A 21,184-nucleotide genomic window follows, 5' to 3' on the forward strand; every position below is an offset into this window, starting at 1 on the left:
CTGCCGGACCATGGCCTGTCGGGCGCACCGGTTAGCCTCGACGTCGTGGCGACCGCGCTGGTGATCGAGAACGACCCGACCGACGACCTCCGCCGCCTGGGGGAGTGGCTCACCGAAGGGGGCCTGGAGCTGCGCGTGCTGCGTCCGCACGCCGGTGACGCGCTCCCCGCCGACCTGGAGGGGTACGCCGCGCTGGTGGTGCTCGGCGGCGACCAGCAGGCATACCCGGGGCCCGACGGCGCCCCCGGCGCGCCCTGGTTCCCCGCGCTGGAAGGGCTGTTGCGCAAGGCGGTCCGCCAGCGGGTGCCCACGCTCGCGATCTGCCTCGGCGCGCAACTGCTCGCCACCGCGCACGCCGGCCTGGTCGAGCGCAGCCCGTCCGGGCCGGAGATCGGCCCGGCCCTGGTGGGCCGGCGCGACGCCGCCGAGGACGATCCGCTGTTCCGATACGTGCCGCTGATGCCCGACGTGCTCCAGTGGCACGCCGACGAGATCACCGAGCTGCCGCACGGCGCGACGCTGCTCGCCGCGTCCACCCGCTACCCGCACCAGGCGTTCCGCCTCGGCGACCGGGCCTGGGGCCTTCAGTTCCACATCGAGTGCGACACCGCGATGATCGCCGAGTGGTCCCGCGACTCGGCGGTGCTGGCCGAGCTGGACTACGACCCGGAGCTGGTGGTGGCCGCCTGCGACCGGGTGATGGCCGACGTCGAGGAGGCGTGGCAGCCGTTCGCGATCCGGTTCGCCGCGCTCGCGCTCGGCGAGCTGGGCGACGACAACCCACGCCGCAGCCTGCCGCTGCTCGGGGCCTGACCGGTGACCCGGCCGGCCCGCGGGCGCCTGGCCCGCTACGGGTTCGCCGAGGGTGACGGCGCCACGCGCGCCGCCGACCTGCTCGGCCCGGACGGGCTCGCCCTGTGGCGGCCCGACACGCAGGAGCCGGCCGACGAACGCGCCGCCGAACTGCTCGCCGCGCTGTCCCACGCCGCCGACCCGGACCTGGCCCTGCGTCAGCTGCACCGGATGGTCGAGTCCGAGCGGCGCTCCGGCGACGAGGTGGCCGTACGCGACGCGCTGGCCGCCGACCCGGGGCTGCGCCGCCGGCTGATCGCGGTGCTCGGCGCCTCGTCCGCGCTCGGCGACCACCTGGTGGCCAACCCCGGGCAGTGGGCGGTGCTGGCCACCGAACCGGACGGGCTCGCCCCCACCGCCGACGGCCGGCTCGACCTGAGCGTGGCAGCCCGGCTCACCAGCATGACCGGCGCGGTCCCGCTGCTGCGGCAGGCGTACCGGCTGGCGCTGCTGCGGATCGCGGCGGCCGACCTGACCGGCGGGCGCGGCCTGGAACAGACCATGGCGGCGCTGTCCGGGCTGGCCGACGCCACGCTCGCCGCCGCCTACGACATCGCCGCCGCCGAGCTACCCGAGGGCACGCCGCGCCCCCGCCTCGCCGTGGTGGCGATGGGCAAGTGCGGCGGCGACGAGCTCAACTACGTCTCCGACGTCGACGTCATCTTCGTCTCCGCGACCGACGACGACCTGCCCGCCGCCACCCAGATCGCCACCCGGCTGATCCAGATCTGCGGCCTGGTGGCCTGGCCGGTCGACGCGGCGCTGCGACCCGAGGGCAACCGGGGGCCGCTGGTCCGCACGCTCGCCAGCCACCTCGCGTACTACAAGCGCTGGGCCCGCACCTGGGAGTTCCAGGCGCTGCTCAAGGCCCGCCCGGCCGCCGGTGACCTGGAACTGGCCCGGGAGTGGATCGAGGCCCTCGCTCCGCTCGTGTGGACCGCCGCCGAACGCCCCGAGGCGGTCGAGGACGTCCGGTCCATGCGCCGCAAGATCCTCGACAACGTGCCGCCGAAGGAGCTGGAACGCGAGATCAAGCGCGGTCCGGGCGGGCTGCGCGACATCGAGTTCGCCGTCCAGCTGCTCCAGCTCGTGCACGGCCGCGGCGACGAGTCGCTGCGCGTGCCGGGCACCGTACCGGCGCTGCGCGCGCTCGTCGCCGGCGGCTACGTGGGCCGCGCCGACGGGGAGGCGCTGCTGCGCGGCTACCGCTTCCTGCGCGCCGTCGAGCACCGGCTCCAGCTCCAGGCGCTGCGCCGCACCCACACCGTGCCGACCGAACCGGCCGCGCTGCGCTGGCTCGCCGCCGCGCTCGGCTACGCCGCCACACCGGGCCGCAGCGCCGTCGAGGAGTTCCGCGCCGAGTGGGTCACCCACGCCACCGAGGTACGCCGGCTGCACGCCAAACTGCTCTACCGGCCGCTGCTGGAAGCCGTGGCCCGGGTACCGGCCGAAGGGCTGCGCCTCACACCCGAGGCGGCCCGGCACCGGCTGGAGGTGCTCGGCTTCGCCGACCCGGCCGGCGCGCTGCGGCACCTCCAGGCGCTCACCGGCGGAGTCAGCCGTACCGCCGCGATCCAGCGCACGCTGCTGCCGGTGCTGCTCGACGAGTTCGCCGACGCCCCCGAGCCGGACCGCGGGCTGCTCAACTACCGGCAGGTCTCCGACAAGCTCGGCAGCACCCCGTGGTACCTGCGCCTGCTGCGCGACTCCGGCCCGGTGGCACGCCGCCTGGCCCGGGTGCTCTCCTCCTCCCGCTACGCCGCCGACATGCTGTCCCGCGAGCCGGAGGCGCTGCGGCTGCTCGCCGAGGACAGCGAACTGACCCCGCGCCCGCGGGAGACGCTCGTCGACGGGTTCGCCGCCGCCGCCGCCCGGCACGACGACCCGGTCGAGGCGATCCGGGCGGTCCGCGCGCTGCGCCGCCGGGAACTGGTCCGGATCGCCGCCGCCGACGTGCTCAGCCGCGCCGGCTCGCTGGCCCCGCTCACCCCGCGCCCGGTCGGCGGCGGGGAACGCCGGCCCACAGTGGTCGACGTGACAGCTGTGGGCACCGCGCTGTCCCACGTCACCGACGCCACGCTCGCCGCCGCGCTGCGCGCCGCCCGTACCGTCCATCCCGGACCGCCCGGGCTGCGCTTCGCAGTGATCGGCATGGGCCGGCTCGGCGGGTACGAGTCCAACTACCTCTCCGACGCCGACGTGCTGTTCGTCTACGACCCGCCGTCGGGCGTGGACGAGAGCACCGCGAGCGCGGCGGCGCACGCCGTCGCCGAGGAGCTGCGCCGGCTGCTGTCCGCGCCCGCCCCCGACCCGCCGCTCGGCGTCGACGCCGACCTGCGACCCGAGGGCCGGCAGGGCCCGCTGGTGCGCAGCATCGCCGCGTACGCCCAGTACTACGCGCGCTGGTCGCGGGTGTGGGAGGCGCAGGCGCTGCTGCGGGCCCGGTTCGTCTGCGGCGACGCCGACCTGGGCGCCGAGTTCGAGGCGATGATCGAGCCGGTGCGCTACCCGGCCGACGGGCTGACCCGCGAACAGGTCATCGAGATCCGCCGGATCAAGGCGCGGGTCGAGACCGAGCGGCTGCCCCGGGGCGCCGACCCGGCCACCCACACCAAGCTGGGCCGGGGCGGGCTCGCCGACGTCGAGTGGGCCGTGCAGCTGCTCCAGCTCCGGTACGCCGGCCGGATACCCGAGCTGCGCGGCACCCGTACGCTCGACGCTTTGACCGCCGCCCGCGACGCCGGGCTGCTCGACGCCACCGACGCCGCCGAGCTGGCCGCCGGCTGGACGCTCGCCGCCGAGGTGCGTGACGCGCTGATGCTGGTACGCGGCCGGGCCGGCGACCAGCTGCCCCGGCACGGGGTGGAGCTGGCCGGGGTGGTGCGGCTGCTGGGGCGCGAGGACCAGGGCGAGTTCCTCGACGAGTACCTGCGAACGGGCCGCCACTCCCGCACAGTCGTCCAGCGCATCCTGGAGTCCCCCCTCTAAACCCCGCCCCGCCCTCGCCCCGGTCCTCGGCCTCGTCCCTCGGCGTCGATCTTGCACTTGCCGCCCGGCAAAAGGGGCTTATCCGGCCTCCGAGGGGCCGCAACTGCAAGATCGCCGGGCAGGGGCCGGGGCCGGGTGGGTCAGCTTTTGAGGGTGTAGGTGCCGGCTTGGGGGACCGTTACGGTGGTCCACTTGCCCTCGGGGGTGACTGTGGCGCCGTTGGAGGCGGTGAGCCAGCGGTCGTGGCGGACCCGGATCGGGATCGGCCCGGGGGCGGGGGCGCGGAACGTGATCGAGGCGCCGTCCTGGCGGACCAGCTCACCCGGCGCCCCGACCAGCGGGGTGGGATCGGCCACCGCGTACAGCTTCCAGTGCCGATCCGACCAGACCTCGGTCAGGTACGGCTGACCCGACTCCACCAGCTTCGCCTCGGAACGACCCACCCAGGAGAACTCGGCGTCGGGCACCGCCACGTACTGCACCGCGTTGTCGGCCAGCCAGTCCCTGTAGGTGACGGGCGTCAACGGAATGCCGGTGCCGTCCGCGCCGGGCACCGTGGTGAAGAACAGCGGATTGCGGTCGATGTCGGCCTGGCGTAGCCAGCCCCGGGCCAGCGGCACCTCGCCCATGCGGGCCGCCTCCCAGTAGTTGCGGGTCGGCGGCACCTCCACCCGTCCGGTGAGCCCGCGCCGGGCCAGTTCCGCGCGCAGCGGAGCGAAGTACGCCGGGTCGGCCGTCGGATCGTCGGCGCTGCGCAGGTCGGCGGTGACCACCGGCGGCTGCCACCAGCAGACGACAGCGAGCAGGGCGGCCAGCCCGACCGCGTCGAGAGCCCGACGGGACCGACCCGCGCCGAGTCGATCCGCGCCGAGTCGGGCTCCGAGGCGAGCCGCAGTGAGCCATGCGGGTGGCGTCGCCGCGGCGGCCAGCAGCGGCAGCGCGAACATCACCACCAGGCGGGTGGCGTTCAGCCCGACCGGGGTGGGTAGCAACGCCGACGCCAGCACCCCGGCCGCGGACAGCAGCGCGCCCACCCGCACCGGCCGGTACGCCACGAGCGCCGCGACCAGCAGGCTCGTCACCACGGCGTGCAGGGTGTCGGTGCGGCTGATGTTCATCCAGCCGCCCTCGCCGAACAGCAGCCCGGTCACCGCGAGCGGCCCGGCCGCGGGTACGGCGAGCAGCAGGCCGTCGGCGTACCGGCGAGTCAGCAGCAGCGCGACGCCGACGAGGCCGACGAACAGCCCGGCCACCGGGCTGGCCGCGGAGGCGAGCAGCGCGGCGGCGACGGCCGCCCAGACGCTCCGGCCCGCACCGATGCCGACGGGGCCGGCCGGCGTGGCGGCGGCAGGACCGGCAGCGACACCGGCTCCACGGGCAGCACCGGCCGGGTCGGCAGCGGCGCGGCGGGCAGGGCCGGTGAGCGCCAGCAGCGCGGCCAGGCCGAACGCGACGCCGAGGGCGTAGGTGACCCGGCCGGAGACCAGGTTGCCGGCGATCGTCAGCACCCCGACGAGGCTGCCCAGCAGCGGGCGGGGCACCCGGGTACGCACCAGCAGGGCGGCGAACGCGGTGGCGGAGGCGAGCAGCGCGAGCGCGCCGGTGACGCGTACGCCGAGCAGCGCCATCAGCGGCGGCGAGACGAGGCTGTAGCCCCACGGGTGCACGCCGCCGTACCAGCGCAGGTCGACCAGGGCGGACGGGTGCGCGGCGAAGAAGTCGGCGCGGGCGACCTGGGCGGACAGGTCCGAGCCGGTGACCGGCAGGGTGAGATACAGCACGGCCAGGACGAGCGCCGACGCGGCGGACACCGCCACCACCCGACCGCCCCGCATGCCCACCTCCTGATCGCGAACCACCGTACTGGCAGCATGTCGGGCGTGTCTCACCACCTCTCGCGTTGGATCGGCCTGGCGGGTTCGGTGCTGCTCGCCGTGGCCGCGTTCCTCGGCGGCGCCCTGCCCGACGGCGAGTTGCGTCCCACTCCGGTCAGCATCTGGCAGGGCCCGAACGGGCCGCTGATCATCGCGTTGTGGCTGGTCGGCACTGCGCTGCTGGCGTGGGCCTGGTGGTCGCTGCGGGACCGGGTGCCGTCGTCGCGCTGGGTGCTGGTGACCGTCGCGCTGTGGCTGCTGCCGATGCTCGTCGCGCCGCCGCTGGGCAGCCGCGACGTGTACGCGTACGCCTGCCAGGGCGCCAGCTTCTCGGCCGGGATCAACCCCTACGAGCAGGGCGTGTCGGCGCTGCCCTGCCCCTGGCTGGACACCATCTCCTACATCTGGCGGGACACCCCGGCGCCGTACGGGCCGCTGTTCGTGCTGCTCGCCGGCGCGGTGGTGAAGGCCACCGGCTCGCTCCTCGGCGCTGTCGCGCTGTTCCGGCTGCTCGCCGTGGCCGGGGTGGCGCTCACCGCGTGGGCGCTGCCGGTGCTGGCCCGCCGCTGCGGGGTGCCGCCGCGGCGGGCGCTGTGGCTGGCGCTGGCCAGCCCGCTGGTGCCCGTGCACCTGGTGTCCGGCGCGCACAACGACGCGCTGATGATCGGCCTGCTCGTGGCCGGGCTCGCGGTGGTGGCGGCCCGACCGGGGCGGCCCTGGCCGTTGCTCGCCGGTGGGGCGCTGCTCGGACTGGCCGCCGCCGTCAAGGTCACCGCGCTGGTCGTGATGCCGTTCGCCGCGCTCGCCGCCATCGTCGGGGCGTACCGGATCAGGTCGCTGGTCCGCGACGGCGGGTGGGTGGTCGGCGGGTCGCTCCTGGCGCTGGCCGGGGTGACGGTCGTCTCCGGCCTCGGGCTGGGGTTCATCAGCGGGCTGGAGCAGGGCAGCCTGGTGGTGGCCTGGACGTCGCCGCCGACGGCGGTGGGGCAGACCGTCGGCTATCTGCTGGCGCCGTTCGGGGTGCACGTCGACGCGCTGCCGGCGACCCGGGCGATCGGCATGGTCGCGCTGATCGGGGTGCTGATCTGGCTCTGGTTCCGATCGTTCCGTCGCGGTGAGCCGTTCTGGCACGCCGCGCTGGCGCTCACCGCCACCGTCGCGCTGTCCCCGCTGTTCCACCCCTGGTACTGGCTGTGGCCGCTGGCGGTGCTCGCCGCCACCGCGCACCGCACGCTCTGGTTCTCGATCGTCACTGTGGTGTCGTCGTTCCTGGTGCTCGCCGACGGCACCGGGCTGGCCCGGTTCAGCAAGATGCCCGGTGCGCCGCTGATGACCCTGTTCGTGATCGGTGTGGTCGTCTGGTTGGTACGGTCGGCTCGCACGGGCCGGCAGCCGGTTCCCGCGGACTGAGGAGTGTGCCGGTGAGCGAGGTCGACGGTCCGGTCCGGCCGATCGCCGCCGCCGTCGCCCGCTACGCCGGTCTCGCCGGGGCGGTGCTGCTCACCGCCGCCGGGTGGCTCGGTGGCGCGCTGCCCGGCCCGCCCCCGCGCAGCACGCCCGCCGCGATCTGGGCGGCCCCGAACGGGCCGCTGACGCTCGGCTGCTGGCTGGCCGGGACGCTGCTGCTGGTCGGCGCCTGGTGGTCGCTGCGGTGGGGCGCGCCGTCCGGCCGGTGGGCGTACCTGACGGCCGGGCTCTGGTCACTGCCGCTGCTCGCTGCGCCGCCGATCGGCAGCCGCGACGTCTACTCGTACGCCTGCCAGGGCTGGACGTGGACGCAGGGGCTCAGCCCGTACCGGGTGGGGGTCGCGGCGGCCGGCTGCCCGTGGACCGACTCGGTGTCACCGATCTGGCGGGACACCCCGGCGCCGTACGGGCCGTTCTTCGTGCTGCTGGCCGGGCTCGCCGTCCTCGCCGGTGGCGGCCTGATCGGGACGGTCGTGGCGCTGCGGCTGGTCTCGGTGGCCGGGGTGCTGCTGGCCGCGCTGTGTCTGCCCGGTCTGGCCCGCGCCGCCGGGGTGCCCACGCGCCGGGCCGCCTGGCTGGTGCTCGCCTGCCCGCTGGTCGGGATCCACCTGGTGGCCGGCGCGCACAACGACGCGCTCGCGCTCGGGCTGCTCCTGCTCGGCCTGCTGGTGCTGGTCCGCCGCCCGGGCAAGCCGCGCGCGCTGCTGGTGGCCGGCGTGCTGCTGGGCCTGGCCGTGGCGGTGAAGGCGGTCGCGGTGGTGGCGCTGCCGTTCGCGGCGCTCGCCGCCGTGCTGGGCCGCTACACCTGGCGGGCGCTGCTGCGCGACGGCGGGCAACTGGCCGCGTCGGTGCTCGGCACACTGCTCGTCGTCTCGCTCGCCACCGGCCTCGGGCTGGGCTGGATCGGGGGACTCGGCCACAGCGGCGACTCGCAGCAGTGGACCTCACCGCCGACAGCCGTCGGCTTCGTGATCGACTACGCCGGTGAGCTGGCCGGGCGGCGGCCGGCGGCGGTGCCGGTGGTCCGGACGGTCGCGCTGGCGCTGCTGGCCGGGCTGCTGGTGGCGCTCTGGTGGCGGGCGTGGACGACACTGCGGCGGCTCAACGACGCCCGCCAGCGGGTCGCCCGGCTGACTCTGGCCCGGCCGCGGGTAGCGCTGCTCGGCGCGGGACTGGCGCTCGCCGCCACGGTGCTGCTCGCGCCGGTGTTCCACCCCTGGTACGCGATCTGGCCGCTGACGCTGCTCGCGGTCGCGGCGGTGCCGCTGGCCCGGGAGGTCTGGTTCGTGGCCCCCTGCGCGGCGGTCTCGCTGCTCACCCTGCCCGACGGGACCAACCTCGCCCGGTTCACCAAGGCGCCCGGCGCGGTGCTGATGACGGCGGTGGTGGTGGTCGTCGCGGTGGCCGCCGTCCGGGCCGCGCTGCGCCGCCGAGCCGCTTGAAACGGCCGGGCCGGCTCCGCGATCGCGGAGCCGGCCCGGCCGGTGCTGACGAGCGTGCTCAGCAGTCGAAGTACATCGCGAACTCGTGCGGGGTCGGGCGCAGGCGCACCGGGTCGACCTCGTTGGCCCGCTTCCACTCGACCCAGGTCGAGATCAGGTCCGGCGTGAACACGCCGCCGTCGAGCAGGTAGTCGTGGTCGGCCTCGAGCGCGGTGAGCACCTCCGGCAGCGAACCCGGGACCTGCTTGACGTCGCCCCACTCCTCCGGCGGGAGGTCGTAGAGGTCCTTGTCGATCGGCGCCGGCGGCTCGATCTTGTTCTTGATGCCGTCCAGGCCGGCCATCATCATCGCCGAGAACGCCAGGTACGGGTTGCTGGACGGGTCCGGCACCCGGAACTCGACGCGCTTGGCCTTCGGGTTGCTGCCGGTGACCGGGATACGGGTGCACGCGGAGCGGTTGCGCTGCGAGTAGACCAGGTTGACCGGCGCCTCGAAGCCCGGCACCAGGCGGCGGTAGGAGTTCACCGTCGGGTTGGTGAAGGCCAGCAGCGACGGCGCGTGGTGCAGCAGGCCGCCGATGTACCAGCGGGCGGTGTCGGACAGGCCGGCGTAGCCGGTCTCGTCGTAGAACAGCGGCTCGCCGCCGCGCCACAGGCTCTGGTGGGTGTGCATGCCGGAGCCGTTGTCACCGAAGAGCGGCTTGGGCATGAACGTCGCGGTCTTGCCCGCGGCCCAGGTCTCGTTCTTGACGATGTACTTGAACAGCTGGAGCTGGTCGGCGGCGTGCAGCAGCGTGGAGAACTTGTAGTTGATCTCCGACTGGCCGGCGGTGCCCACCTCGTGGTGCGAACGCTCGACGGTGAAGCCACCGTCGACGAGGCGCCGCACGATCCGGTCACGCAGGTCGGCGTAGTGGTCCACCGGCGGCACCGGGAAGTAGCCGCCCTTGTAGGCGGTCTTGTAGCCGCGGTTGCCGCCCTCCTCGATCCGGCCGCTGTTCCAGGCGCCCTCGATCGAGTCGATGTAGTAGAACGACTGGTGCGCCGAGGTCTCGTGGCGGATGGAGTCGAAGATGTAGAACTCCGCCTCCGCGCCGAAGTAGGCGGTGTCGGCGATGCCGCTGGCGGCGAGGTAGGCCTCGGCCTTCTTGGCGACGTTGCGGGGGTCGCGGGAGTAGGCCTCGCGGGTGAACGGGTCGTGGATGAAGAAGTTCAGCGCGAGGGTCTTCTGCGTGCGGAACGGGTCGATGAAGGCGGTGGCGACGTCCGGCAGCAGGAGCATGTCGGACTCGTGGATGGCCTGGAACCCGCGGATCGAGGAGCCGTCGAAGGCGAGGCCGTCGGTGAACACGCTGTCGTCGAACGACTCGACCGGCAGGTTGAAGTGCTGCATCACGCCGGGCAGGTCACAGAAACGTACGTCGACGAACTTCACGTCCTCGTTGGCGAGGTATCGCAGGAGTTCCTCGGAATTGGCGAACACACGTCCTCCTGGCAGGTCCACTCCGGTAGCTAACTACTGGCGACGCTATGGCCGGGGGGTTGCCCGGCCGTGTCTCGTCTGTTTCCGCCGTGTTACGTTGCTTGCGGAGCGTCACTACGGCACGCTCTGGTGCCGAATGTCGTATTTTTCGTCAGGGGTTGCTGCGGCGCTACCCTGGCCGCTGTGACCGATACCGCCGCCACACCGGTGCCGCCCGCGGCCGACGCCAACTTCACCCCGCCCAGCCTCGGCCGCCGCTTCGGCGCCCTGATCATCGACTGGGTGCTGTGCCTGATGGTCGCCCGGGCCTTCTCCGACCCGGTCCGCGACGGCTGGCCGCCGGTCCTGGTGCTGATCCTGGAGTACGGCTTCTTCATCGGCCTGTTCGCCCAGACCCCCGGCATGTACCTGACCCGGCTGCGCTGCGTCGCCTGGGCCGACGGCGGCCGGATCGGGCTGCTCCGCGGGCTGCTGCGCGGCCTCCTGCTGGCCCTCGTCGTGCCGGCCCTGCTCATGGACGAGCACCGGCGCGGCCTGCACGACCGGCTCGCCGGCTCCGTCGTCACCGACGTCCCGCGCCGCTGACCCGCACGACGAAGGAGCCGGCCCCGCACGGGACCGGCTCCTTCTCGCGTACGCCGGAAGTCAGCGACCCCGGGTCTGCCGGAACGCGCCACGCGGCGGCCGCATGTTCTTCGGGACCGCGCCCTTGGGCATCTGCGGCCGCGCGGTCAGCGCCTTGAGCCGCTTGTCGAGGGCATTGACGTCCTTCGGGGACAGGGCGCGGGGCAGCCGCATCAGCGTCATCCGCAGCTTGCGGACCGGCAGCTCACCCTCGCCCTGCCCGATCACGTAGTCGTGCAGCGGAGCCGTGCCGATCACCTTCGCCAACCGGCGCTTCTCCTGGCCGAGCAGGCCACGCACGCGCTGCGGGTTCCCCTCGGCCAGCAGGATCACGCCCTGCCGGCCCACCACCAGGTGCACCATGTCCATCTGCGTGGTGGAGCTGACCGCCGGGGTGACCCGCCAGTCGCCGCGCATGCTCTCCATGATCTGCGCCGCCGCGCCCGGCTGCCCCTCCGCGGCGTTCATCATCGCCTTGTTGGAGCGCAGGTTGAGCACGATCAGCACCGCCAGCGTGGCCAGCAGGATGCCGATCGGCAGCCAGATCCAGCCCCAGGCGATCACCGCGACCACGGTGAGCGCGAGCGGGATCAGCACCGCCGCCGCCGTCAGCGGCGCGAACCACTTGTCCTGCTTGGCGGTGAACCGGAACACCATCCCGATCTGCTTCAGCCGCTGGCCGAACGAGACCTTCTCCTGGGGCTTTGCCATGCCGCAGAGTCTAGTGGTCGGCGCACGTCACGTTGATCCGTGGCCGCCCCTTCCGGCGCGGGCTGAGTACCTTACGGCCGCGCCGGCCCTCATCGGCCCTCAGGTAAGGAGGCGGCGGGGGCAAAGATCAGGCGGCGTACCCATGTGCCGGAGGCACCTTCGCGCGAAAAGTGGATCTCGACAGGGACGACAGACGTACGACACAGGGAGATCCGACATGTTCGGCAACGACGCGGAGTTCATCCTCAGCATCCACCGCAGCCACGCCTCCGAGCTGCAGGCCGACGCGGCGCAGGACCGGCTGGCCCGGTCGCTGCCCCGCCGGCACCCGCGCGGCTGGCTGAGCCGCCGGCAGCACCACGCCCGCACCACCGACGCCCGCCGGTGACCGCACCGGCGGCCGCCGCCGGGTCGGTGGGCGCGGCCGGCGCCGTGGGGCAGTTCGCCGGTCCGGCCGTCACGGGGGCGGCCGGGCCGGCGGCCGTCCACCGCCCGATCGGCCCGTCCGGGCCGTCGCAGGTCCGTGGCATGCTCGACGGCGTGACAGTACGCGCCGCCAGCACCGTCCTCGTCGGCCGCCGGCGCGAGCTGACAGTGCTCGGCGACGCGCTGGCCCGGGCCCGGTCCGGCGACCCGACGACAGTGCTCGTGGGCGGCGAGGCCGGCGTCGGCAAGACCCGGCTGCTGGAGGAGTTCGGCACACACGTCCACACTGCCGGGGCGCGGCTGCTGGTCGGCCAGTGCCTGGAGCTGGGCGAGGCCGGCCTGCCGTTCGCCCCGTTCGCGGCCGCGCTGCGCGACGTGCTGCGCCACGACGGGCCGGCCGCCTTCGCCGGCTACGAGGCGGAGTTCGCCCGGCTGCTGCCGGAGCTTGCTCGGATGCCCGCCGGGGCCGCCGCGCCCGCCGGGCCGGCCCTCGCCGACACCCCGCGCGGCTACCTGTTCGACCTGGTCGCCGACCTGTTCCGGCGGATCGCCGAGGAACGCCCGCTGGTGCTGGTGATCGAGGACCTGCACTGGGCCGACCGTTCCACCCGCGACCTGATCGGCTTCCTGGTGCGGGCCGCCCGGGCCACCCGCCTGCTGGTGGTCTGCACGTACCGCACCGACGAGCTGCACCGCGGCCACCCGCTGCGGCCGTTCCTCGCCGAGCTGGACCGGGTCCGCGGCGTGGACCGGATCGAGCTGGGCCGCCTCGACCGCGACGGCACCGCCGCCGTGCTCGCCGACCTGCTCGGCATCGAGCAGTACGCCCGGACCGTTGACGACGTGCACGAACGCACCCAGGGCAACCCGTTCTTCATCGAGGAGCTGGCCGCCGCCGGTGGCCCGGTCGGCTGCGCCGCCATCCCGGAGACGCTGCGCGACCTGCTGCTGGCCCGCGTCGACCGGCTGCCCGAGCCGGCCCAGCGGGTGCTGCGGATCGCCGCCGCCGGCGGCACCCGTTTCGCCCATCAGCTCCTCGCCGAGGTGGCCGGTCTGCCCGAGGCCGAGCTGGAGGACGCGCTGCGCGCCGCCGTCGCCGGGCAGCTCGTGGTGGCCGACCCGGACGGCGACTACGAGTTCCGGCACGCGCTCGTCCGCGAAGCCGTGCACGACGACCTGCTGCCCGGCGAGCACGCGCGGTTGCACGCCCGGTACGCCGCCGCGATCGAGGCCCAACCCCACCTGGTCGCCGCCGGACGCGCCCCGGCCGAGATCGCCCACCACTGGTACGCGGCGCACGACCACCCGCGCGCGCTCACCGCCGCCCGGGTCGCCGCCGAGGCGGCCGCCGAACGGTACGCGTACGCCGAGCAGAGCCGCCTGCTGGAGCGCGTCCTGGAACTGTGGGAGCAGGTGCCCGACGCCGCCGACCGGCTCGGCATGGACCACCTGCGGGTGCTGGAGGACACGCTCACCGCTGCGGTCACCGCCGGTGACCTCAGCCGGGCGCTCACGCTCACCCGGGCCGCGCTCGCCGAGGTCGACTCCGACGCCGAGCCGCTGCGCGCCGCCCGCCTGCTCGACCATCGCGGCCGGCTGTTCGCGCTGCTCGGCAAGAGCGACGGCGCGGCCGAGCTGCGCGAGGCGTACCGGCTGGCGGCCGGCGCCCCCGACGGCGCGGAACGCTTCGCCGTGCTGGCCGACATCGCGTCGCACCTGATGAAGGTCGACCCGCGGGAGGCCGCCTCGGTCGCCGCCGAGGCGGCGGCCGGCGCGTCCGAGGTCGGCACCGACCTGGTCCTGCTGCCCACCCGGATCGCCCTGCTGCACCGCCTCGACGGCACCCCGGAGCGCGGAATGGCCGAGCTGCGCCGGGTCGAGGCGCGGGCCCGCGCCGCAGGTGACTCGTGGGCCCTGGTCAGCGCGCTGGTCTTCCTCTCCGACGTGCTCTACGAGCTGGGCCGCTACGACGAGTCCGAACAGGCAGCCGCGGCCGGGGTGACCGAGGCGCGCCGGGTCGGCATCAGCCGCTCGATCGGGGCGTACCTGCTGTCGAACCGGGCCGAGGCGCTGATCGCGCTGGGCCGCTGGGACGAGGCGGACGCCACCTGCGCGGACGCGGCCCGCATCGACCCGCCCGGCGTCTCCGGGCTGCACTGGCTGCAACTGCGCGCCGGGCTCCACCTGGCCCGCGCCCATCCCGCCGCCGACGAGGTCGTCGGGCGGGCGCTCGCGTTCCTCAGCCGCCCCTACCTCTGGCCGAACCACCGGCTGCCGCTGCACGAGCTGCGCGTCGAGGCCGCGCTCGCCGCCGACGACAAGCTGGAGGCGGTACGCGCGGCGCGCGCCGCCCTGGCCGATCCCCACCTGGCCGACCTGCCGCGCGAGGGCTGGCCGGTGCTCAGCGCGGTGGCGCGTACCGCCGCGCTGACCGCTGACGCGGCGCTTGCCGCCGACGTGTCCACGGCGGCCGCCGCGTTGCCCGCCCGGCACCCCGCCGAGCAGGCGTACGCGGCAGGCGTCACCGCCGTCCTGGCCGGGCTCGCGTCCACCGGCCCCGCCGGGGCGCTCGCGCAGTGGCGGGCGGCGGTGGCGGCGTGGCGGGCGGCCGGGCAGCCGTACCCGCTGGGCCGCGCGCTGCTCGGGCTGGCCGAGGCGGCCGCCGCGGCGGGTGAGCGGGACGAGGTGGCCGCCGCGGTACGGGAGACCGTCGAGGTGGCCGCCCGCCTGGGCGCGACCCCGCTGGGCGAGCAGGCGGCGACGCTGGCCCGCCGGGTCGGGCTGCGCGGCACCGGGCGACCCGGGCCGGATCTGCTGACCAGCCGGGAACGGGAGGTGCTGCGACTGGTCGCCGAGGGGCACAGCAACAGCCGCATCGCCGAGCGGCTGTTCATCTCGCCGAAAACGGCGAGCGTGCACGTGTCCCGGATCATCGCCAAGCTGGACGTGACCAACCGGGTGGAGGCCGCCGCGCTGGCCCATCGCCTCGGGCTGCTCGACGTGCCGCCACCCGCCCCGGCGCAGCGCCGCGCCCGGTAGCGCGCCGCGTCGGCCCGCGCCGGGGCGGCCGCGCGTTGGGCCGCGTCGAGTCGAGCCGCGCCGTGTCGGCTCGCGCTGCGACGGGCGAGCGTCGGGCCGTGCCGCGTCGGGCGAGCGTCAGAACGGCGACCACCCGGGCCTGCGTCAGCGGCGTGGCAGGTAGATCCGCCAGCCGGCCACGGTGACGACGTCGAGCGCGCCCGGTTCGGGGCCGAGGCGGGCGTCCAGCCGCGCGGCCAGCGGCGAGCCGGCGGGCGCCACCCAGGCGGCGTCCGGGTCGGCGGCGACCTCCCGGCGGTACGCGGGCAGCCGGTCGAATCCGGGGCGCAGGTCGTCCTCGACCACGGCACAGAGCACGTTCTCGCCGGTGGCATAGGTGAGCCGGTTGCACGTCCAGTAGCCGCCGCGCACGTGCCGGACGCCGAGCGCGCCGAGCGTGTCCACGAGGGAGCGGTGCCGGTCGGCCTCGGCGTGCACGGCGGGCGCCGCCCGGATCACCTCCACTGTGGCCGCCGCGCCGGTGCCGAGCACACCCGCGAGCACCGCCAGCGCCCCGACACCCGCCACGCGGGCCCTCGCCCCGGCCGCGCGCCCGCCGGTCGCCTTGATCGACTCCACGTCGGGGAGGCGGCGGTATCCACCCTCCTCCGATGCAGCCACCTCGCCGAGCTGGCGTTCGGCGGGCCGGTCGGAGGCCGCCACCTCGCCGAGCTGGCGTTCGGCGGGCCGGACCGATGCCGCCACCTCGCCGAGCTGGGGGCGGGCGGTGAGCGGGCGGGCGGCCCGCCACAGTGGCCAGAGCAGCGCGGGCACCGCCACCGCCAGGCACGACAGGTATCGGCTGCTCTCGATCGGCGTCCGCCCGGCCGCGTTGCTCACCGCGTACGCGGCGAGGACACCGGCCGCGCCACCGAGCAGCGCCAGCCGCACCCCGGCCGACACCCGCTCCGGCGAGCGCGGACCGCCGGAGGCACGGCGCAGCGTGTGCCACGCGGTGAGCGCGGCGAGCGCCAGCAGCAGCGGGAACGCGACGGCCCACCAGAGTTGCCAGGTGGCGCACCGGCCGGGTGAGCAGAAGCCCATCGCCAGCGGCGGCCCGAGCACCAGGCCGCCGTGCAGCCGGTCCGCCCAGTCCGCAGGCGCGCCCGTGCCACCCGCAGCCAGCACCGCGGCCACCGGGTTGCGGCTGTGCCGGATGCTGTCCACGAGCATCGGCGCCGCGCCCAGCAGCAGCGCCCCGGCCAGCACCACCCCGGCCCGGCCGGCCAGTTCCCGCCAGCGCCACGCCACGAGCATCGCGCCGAGCGTCAGCACGTACGGCAGGATCAGCGGGTCCACCCAGAGCAGCACCCCGGAGATCAGTCCCCAGGCCGCCCAGCGGGGCAACCGCGCGCCCGGCCCGGTCACGCAGAGGCCGACCGTGAGCAGCGCCAGCGCGGCGCCGGCCGGGTTCAGCTCCGGGTAGCCGCCACCGGCGATCAGCTGGTTCTTCACCACCCGGTCCGCGCCGAGCGCCAGCACGGCGACGACCAGCAGGGCGTACCAGCGGTCACCGCCGAGCCGCCGGGTCAGCTGCCAGGACAGCAGCAGGAACAACGCGTACAGGGCCAGCGTGGGCAGCCGCAGCACGAGCACCGACGGCCCGGCCAGCGCGACGAGCGGCGCGGCCAGGTACGCCTCCAGCGTGCCCATGTACGCCTGGCCGTAGAACCAGACGGGGAAGCCGTCACCGCGGGCGATGTGCAGGGCGGCCAGGCCCATCGTCGCTTCGTCGCTGTTGGTGGGCGGCACGTCGGCGAACAGCAGCGCCAGCCGGTAGCCCACAGCCGCGAACCCGACGAGCAGGGCGAGCAGCGTCGGCAACGGCAGCCGCCGGGGCGTACGAGGGCGCACGGCTTCGCGTGGCTCCTCGCGTACCCCGGCGGTCATGCCTGTGATCATGGCATCCGGCGGGCGGCCGGCGGCGGGTGACGCGGTGGTCGGCCGGCCTCAGCCGGGGACGGCGACCTGCTCGCGGGCGGCGAGCGCCTGCTGGTAGAGGCGGCCCGCGCGGTACGACGAACGGACCAGCGGGCCGCTCATCACGCCCGCGAAGCCGATCTCCTCGGCCTCCTCGCGCAGCTCGACGAACTCCTCCGGCTTGACCCAGCGGGTCACCGGGTGGTGCCGGGGGGAGGGGCGCAGGTACTGCGTGATGGTGATCAGCTCGCAGCCGGCCTCGTGCAGGTCGCGCAGCGCCTGGGAGACCTCGGCGCGCTCCTCGCCCATGCCCAGGATCAGGTTGCTCTTGGTGACCAGGCCGTCGGCGCGGGCCTGGCGGATCACGTCGAGCGAACGCTCGTAGCGGAACGCCGGGCGGATGCGCTTGAAGATGCGCGGCACCGTCTCCACGTTGTGCGCCAGCACCTCCGGCCGCGAGCCGAACACCTCGGCGAGCTGCTCCGGCACCGCGTTGAAGTCGGGGATCAGCAGCTCGACACCGCAGCCGGACTGCAGCGCGTGGATCTGCCGGACCGTCTCGGCGTAGAGCCAGGCGCCACCGTCGGGCAGGTCGTCGCGGGCGACACCGGTAATGGTCGCGTAGCGCAGGCCCATCGCGGCGACCGACTCGGCGACGCGCCGCGGCTCGTCGGCGTCGAACTCGGCCGGCTTTCCGGTGTCGATCTGACAGAAGTCGCAGCGCCGGGTGCACTGGTCGCCACCGATGAGGAAGGTGGCCTCCCGGTCCTCCCAGCACTCGTAGATGTTGGGGCAGCCGGCCTCCTGGCACACGGTGTGCAGCCCTTCGCGCGAGACGAGCCCGCGCAACTGGGTGTACTCCGGGCCCATCTTGGCCTTGACCTTGATCCACGGCGGCTTGCGCTCGATCGGCGTCTCGGCGTTGCGTGCCTCGATCCGCAGCATGCGCCGCCCCTCCGGGGCGACCGTCGCGGGGCGCGCAGGCTGCTCAGTCGTCGGCGCGGATTGCTCGATCGTCACAAAACCGAGCGTACGCCGGTCGGCGCCGGTCGATGAACGGCGGGCGACCGCCGTCACCCCGGAATCGCTGTGACACCGGACACGAAGGGCCAAAAATCCCGGTCACACGGCGAGGCGTCAGGTGCTAGCGTGCCGGGCAGAGCTGTGACGGAGCCGAGTAACGGACCGATCCGCCAGTCGAGAGATCCGCCGGTTGCTGCGAGGCGGTCTGGCGCCGGCCCGCGAAGACCCTCCCGAGCTGCGGGAAGAACAGCGCCTTCGCGCCCAGTAGAGCCCGCCCGGCCGGCCCCGGTGAAAAGGCGACGAACGAGGCTCCCGCCCCGGTGGGAGCGAAGGTGTGGTGGCACCGCGAGGTTCCCGCTCGCCCACACCTCCCTGGGGATCGCGTTGCGATTGGTCAAGGAGGTAGTCGTCGTGCAACGCATCCTGTCCTCTCAACTCCCCGCCCATGTGGGCTCGGCCGTGCGACTCGCCGGCTGGGTCCACCGCCGCCGGCTGCTCAAGTCGGTGGCCTTCCTGGTCCTCCGCGACGGCGGCGGGCTCGCCCAGGTGGTGGTCGCCGCGCCCGCCGTGCGCGCGCAGGTCGAGGCGCTCACCGAGGAGACTGTCGTCGAGGTGGTCGGCACCGTGGTCGCGAACCCGGCCGCGCCCGCCGGGGTCGAGGTCGTCGAGCCGACGGTACGTCCGCTCGGGCCACCCGCCGTCCCGCCCCCGTTCGACCTGTACCGGCCGGTGCTCACCGCCGGCCTGTCCACCCAGCTCGACCACGCGCCGGTCGCGTTGCGGCACCCGATCCGGTCCGCCGCGCTACGGATCTCGGCGGCGGCCGTGTCCGGCTTCCGGGCCACGCTCGACGGGCAGGGCTTCGTGGAGGTGCACACGCCGAAGGTGGTCGCCTCGTCCACCGAGAGCGGGGCGAACGTGTTCGCGCTGGACTGGTTCGGCCGTCTCGCCTACCTGGCCCAGTCGCCGCAGTTCTACAAGCAGCTCATGGTGGGCGTCTTCGAGCGGGTGTACGAGGTGGGGCCGGTGTTCCGCGCCGAGCCGCACGACACTGCGCGGCATCTGGCCCAGTACACGTCGCTCGACGTCGAGCTGGGGTTCGTGGCCGACCACCGCGACGTGATGGCGGTGCTGCGGGACACCCTGGCCGGGATGGTGGCGACAGTCGCCGACCGGGCCGGCGGGGCGCTGGCCACGCTCGGCGTGACGGTGCCGGCGGTGCCGGCCGAGATCCCGGCGGTGCACTTCACCGAGGCGCTGAAGATCGCCGGAGCGCCGGCCGACGAACCCGACCTGGCGCCCGCGCACGAGCGGGCGCTGGGGGAGTGGGCGCTCCGCGAGCACGGCAGCGACTTCCTCTTCGTCACCGGCTACCCGATGGCGAAGCGCCCCTTCTACACCCACCCGGACCCGGCCCGGCCCGCGTACTCGAACGGTTTCGACCTGTTGTTCCGGGGCGTGGAGCTGGTCACCGGCGGGCAGCGGCTACACCGGCACGCCGACTACCTGGCCGCCTTGGCGGCGCGGGGCGAGCCGGTCGAGCCGTACGCCGGGTACGTGGACGCGTTCCGGCACGGCATGCCGCCGCACGGCGGGTTCGCGATCGGGCTGGAGCGGTTCGTCGCGCGGCTCACCGGCGCGGCGAACGTCCGGGAGGTGACCGCCTTCCCGCGGGACCTGCACCGCCTCACGCCCTGACGGCTGCGGCCGGTGGGACTTGCGCCCTGCCGGCCTGGCGCTGCGGCGCGGGCTCGTCGGTGTCTCGCCGCGGGTGCTGCGGACTGCTGCGGCTGGCCACCGAGAGTGAGGAAGGGCTGTGCCGCGCTGGGGTGACGCTCGGTGATGGTGCGTTCGGGATCGCTGGGCGCCCTGGCCGCTGGCGCATTGCCCCTGAGCAGGGTTTATGGCGAACGGTCTCCGGGAGAGGAGATGGGTCTCTGCGCGCTTTGCTCTGCAGCCACTGAAGCAACGATCGACCAGGAGTTACCGCCGCGTATGCGGTTGCAGAGCAAAGTCTGCCGGAGGGTGCAAGCCTCGGGCGCTGATCTGTCACTGACCGTGACTGGCTGAGAGGCCGGGCCCGGGTGGAGGGCGACCCGGTCCCGGCGGTCGCCGTGTGTCGAGCGGATGCGCGGTGACCGAGGGCCGGACCACAGCAGGGGAGGGCGGGGCCAGGGCCGAGGGACGGGACCAGGCGGGCGGGCGGGGCGAGGGCGGTCAGGCCGGGCCGAGCAGGTCCCAGAGGTTGCCGGCGATGTCGCGGAAGACCGCGACCCGGCCGTACGGCTCGGTGCGGGGCGGTCGGACGAACTCGACATCCGCGTCGAGCATCCGGCGGTAGGCCGCGTCGAAGTCGTCGACCTGGAGGAAGAAGCCCACCCGCCCGTGGGTCTGGTCGCCGACCGCGCCGGCCTGGTGTTCGCCGTCGGCGCGGGCCAGCAGCAGGCCGGTGCCGCCGCCCGGTGGGCGTACCACCACCCAGCGCTTGGGCCGGCCGTCGTTCGTGAGCGACGGGCTGTCTTCGGCCAGATCGAAGCCGAGCACCTCGGTGAAGAACGCGATCGCCCGGTCGTACTCGGCGACGACGAGCGTGACCAGGTCGAGCCGCACCCGGCTCAGACCTGCGTGAGCGTCGGCAGGTGCCGCTCGACCACGGGCAGCACGTCGGCGACGGTGATCGGACGGCCCAGCTCGGCGGTCAGCGAGGTGACCCCGGCGTCGCGGATGCCGCAGGGCACGATCCGGTCGAAGAAGCCGAGGTCGCAGTCGCAGTTGACGGAGAAGCCGTGCAGCGTGACGCCACGGGCGACCCGGATGCCGATCGCGGCCACCTTGCGCGCCGGGCCCCTGTCGTCCTCCGGCACCCACACGCCGGAGCGCCCCTCGACCCGGCCGGCGGTCAGCCCGAACTCGGCGCACACGTCGATCAGCAACTGCTCGGTGCGCCGGACGTACGCGACCACGTCGACCGGGTCGGGCAGCCGGACGATCGGGTAGCCGACGAGCTGCCCCGGGCCGTGCCAGGTGATCTTGCCGCCGCGGTCCACGTCCACCACCGGGGTGCCGTCCATCGGCCGGTCCCACGGTTCGGTGCGCTTGCCGGCGGTGTAGACGCTGGGGTGCTCCAGCAGCAGCACCGTGTCGCCCTGCTCGCCGGCCACCACCGCCTCGTGCAGCCGGCGCTGCTCGTCCCAGGCGGCCTGGTAGTCGAGCAGGCCGGCGCGGACGGCGGTCAGCCCGGAAGTCGTCACGCTCACCCGTCCAGCCTAGTCCCGCCCTCCGGGAACCGGGCCCGT

14 protein-coding genes and 2 pseudogenes are annotated in these 21,184 nt (G+C 74.8%); 8 read left to right on the forward strand and 8 right to left on the reverse strand.

Annotated features, from left to right (window positions below; genetic code table 11):
* Positions 1 to 45 precede the first annotated feature (45 nt).
* Positions 46 to 813, forward strand: coding sequence for a type 1 glutamine amidotransferase (locus ACSDG8_RS25440; protein ID WP_073831540.1), 768 nt, complete (start codon positions 46 to 48; stop codon positions 811 to 813).
* A gap of 3 nt (positions 814 to 816) precedes the next feature.
* A complete protein-coding gene (locus ACSDG8_RS25445; protein WP_439427294.1) occupies positions 817 to 3,840 on the forward strand; it encodes a bifunctional [glutamine synthetase] adenylyltransferase/[glutamine synthetase]-adenylyl-L-tyrosine phosphorylase in 3,024 nt (1,007 codons plus the stop codon).
* A gap of 140 nt (positions 3,841 to 3,980) precedes the next feature.
* On the opposite strand, the pseudogene ACSDG8_RS25450 reads toward ACSDG8_RS25445, so the two are convergent.
* Both ACSDG8_RS25450 and ACSDG8_RS25455 read right to left on the reverse strand, forming a co-directional pair.
* Positions 3,981 to 4,655, reverse strand: a pseudogene (locus ACSDG8_RS25450) (hypothetical protein); the annotation flags it as partial.
* Between the two features lie 96 nt (positions 4,656 to 4,751).
* Positions 4,752 to 5,675 (reverse strand): annotated as a pseudogene (locus tag ACSDG8_RS25455) (hypothetical protein); the annotation flags it as partial.
* Between the two features lie 45 nt (positions 5,676 to 5,720).
* On the opposite strand from ACSDG8_RS25455, the gene mptB (ACSDG8_RS25460) reads away from it, so the two are divergent.
* Together mptB (ACSDG8_RS25460) and mptB (ACSDG8_RS25465) are read left to right on the forward strand one after the other, a co-directional pair.
* Entirely contained in the window at positions 5,721 to 7,124 is a 1,404-nt protein-coding gene (gene mptB / locus ACSDG8_RS25460) for a polyprenol phosphomannose-dependent alpha 1,6 mannosyltransferase MptB (protein WP_307871199.1), read from the forward strand.
* Between the two features lie 11 nt (positions 7,125 to 7,135).
* A complete protein-coding gene (mptB, locus tag ACSDG8_RS25465) occupies positions 7,136 to 8,623 on the forward strand; it encodes a polyprenol phosphomannose-dependent alpha 1,6 mannosyltransferase MptB (RefSeq protein ID WP_210897202.1) in 1,488 nt (495 codons plus the stop codon).
* A gap of 58 nt (positions 8,624 to 8,681) precedes the next feature.
* Here mptB (ACSDG8_RS25465) and glnA read toward each other — a convergent pair whose 3' ends face one another.
* The gene (gene glnA, locus ACSDG8_RS25470) at positions 8,682 to 10,106 is read right to left on the reverse strand and encodes a type I glutamate--ammonia ligase (RefSeq protein WP_043329312.1); all 1,425 of its coding nucleotides are present in this window, start codon (positions 10,104 to 10,106) and stop codon (positions 8,682 to 8,684) included.
* Between the two features lie 174 nt (positions 10,107 to 10,280).
* Here glnA and ACSDG8_RS25475 point away from each other — a divergent pair, with 174 nt between their 5' ends.
* The gene (locus ACSDG8_RS25475; protein ID WP_256440906.1) at positions 10,281 to 10,691 is read left to right on the forward strand and encodes an RDD family protein; all 411 of its coding nucleotides are present in this window, start codon (positions 10,281 to 10,283) and stop codon (positions 10,689 to 10,691) included.
* Positions 10,692 to 10,751: 60 nt separating this feature from the next.
* On the opposite strand, the gene ACSDG8_RS25480 is transcribed toward ACSDG8_RS25475, so the two are convergent.
* A complete protein-coding gene (locus ACSDG8_RS25480) occupies positions 10,752 to 11,441 on the reverse strand; it encodes a DUF4191 domain-containing protein (protein ID WP_210897200.1) in 690 nt (229 codons plus the stop codon).
* 217 nt (positions 11,442 to 11,658) lie between these two features.
* Here ACSDG8_RS25480 and ACSDG8_RS25485 point away from each other — a divergent pair, with 217 nt between their 5' ends.
* Positions 11,659 to 11,829, forward strand: coding sequence for a hypothetical protein (locus ACSDG8_RS25485; RefSeq protein WP_174537813.1), 171 nt, complete (start codon positions 11,659 to 11,661; stop codon positions 11,827 to 11,829).
* Positions 11,826 to 14,906: a helix-turn-helix transcriptional regulator gene (locus ACSDG8_RS25490; protein WP_439427295.1), complete on the forward strand. Its 3,081-nt coding sequence runs from the start codon at positions 11,826 to 11,828 to the stop codon at positions 14,904 to 14,906. The genes ACSDG8_RS25485 and ACSDG8_RS25490 overlap by 4 nt, the downstream gene beginning before the upstream one ends.
* Positions 14,907 to 15,050: 144 nt before the next feature.
* Here the strand turns inward: ACSDG8_RS25490 and ACSDG8_RS25495 are convergent, their stop codons facing one another.
* Both ACSDG8_RS25495 and lipA read right to left on the reverse strand, forming a co-directional pair.
* Complete coding sequence (locus ACSDG8_RS25495; protein ID WP_247679141.1) at positions 15,051 to 16,835, reverse strand: DUF423 domain-containing protein; 1,785 nt, start codon at positions 16,833 to 16,835, stop codon at positions 15,051 to 15,053.
* Between the two features lie 60 nt (positions 16,836 to 16,895).
* Positions 16,896 to 17,942, reverse strand: coding sequence for a lipoyl synthase (gene lipA / locus ACSDG8_RS25500; protein WP_210897196.1), 1,047 nt, complete (start codon positions 17,940 to 17,942; stop codon positions 16,896 to 16,898).
* A gap of 357 nt (positions 17,943 to 18,299) precedes the next feature.
* Here lipA and aspS point away from each other — a divergent pair, with 357 nt between their 5' ends.
* Entirely contained in the window at positions 18,300 to 19,586 is a 1,287-nt protein-coding gene (gene aspS / locus ACSDG8_RS25505) for an aspartate--tRNA(Asn) ligase (protein ID WP_210897194.1), read from the forward strand.
* A gap of 519 nt (positions 19,587 to 20,105) precedes the next feature.
* On the opposite strand, the gene ACSDG8_RS25510 is transcribed toward aspS, so the two are convergent.
* Positions 20,106 to 20,498, reverse strand: coding sequence for a VOC family protein (locus tag ACSDG8_RS25510; RefSeq protein WP_210897192.1), 393 nt, complete (start codon positions 20,496 to 20,498; stop codon positions 20,106 to 20,108).
* Between the two features lie 5 nt (positions 20,499 to 20,503).
* The gene (gene lipB / locus ACSDG8_RS25515) at positions 20,504 to 21,145 is read right to left on the reverse strand and encodes a lipoyl(octanoyl) transferase LipB (protein WP_210897190.1); all 642 of its coding nucleotides are present in this window, start codon (positions 21,143 to 21,145) and stop codon (positions 20,504 to 20,506) included.
* Positions 21,146 to 21,184: the final 39 nt, after the last annotated feature.

The organism is Micromonospora sp. LA-10, assembly GCF_051853095.1.
Taxonomy (GTDB): Bacteria; Actinomycetota; Actinomycetes; order Mycobacteriales; family Micromonosporaceae; genus Micromonospora; species Micromonospora echinospora_A.

Coding starts and splice junctions, on each gene's coding strand:
- ACSDG8_RS25480 (WP_210897200.1), bottom strand. CDS start 11,441: ATGGCAAAGCCCCAGGAGAAGGTCTCGTTCGGCCAGCGGCTGAAGCAG.
- ACSDG8_RS25495 (WP_247679141.1), bottom strand. CDS start 16,835: ATGACCGCCGGGGTACGCGAGGAGCCACGCGAAGCCGTGCGCCCTCGT.
- ACSDG8_RS25485 (WP_174537813.1), top strand. CDS start 11,659: ATGTTCGGCAACGACGCGGAGTTCATCCTCAGCATCCACCGCAGCCAC.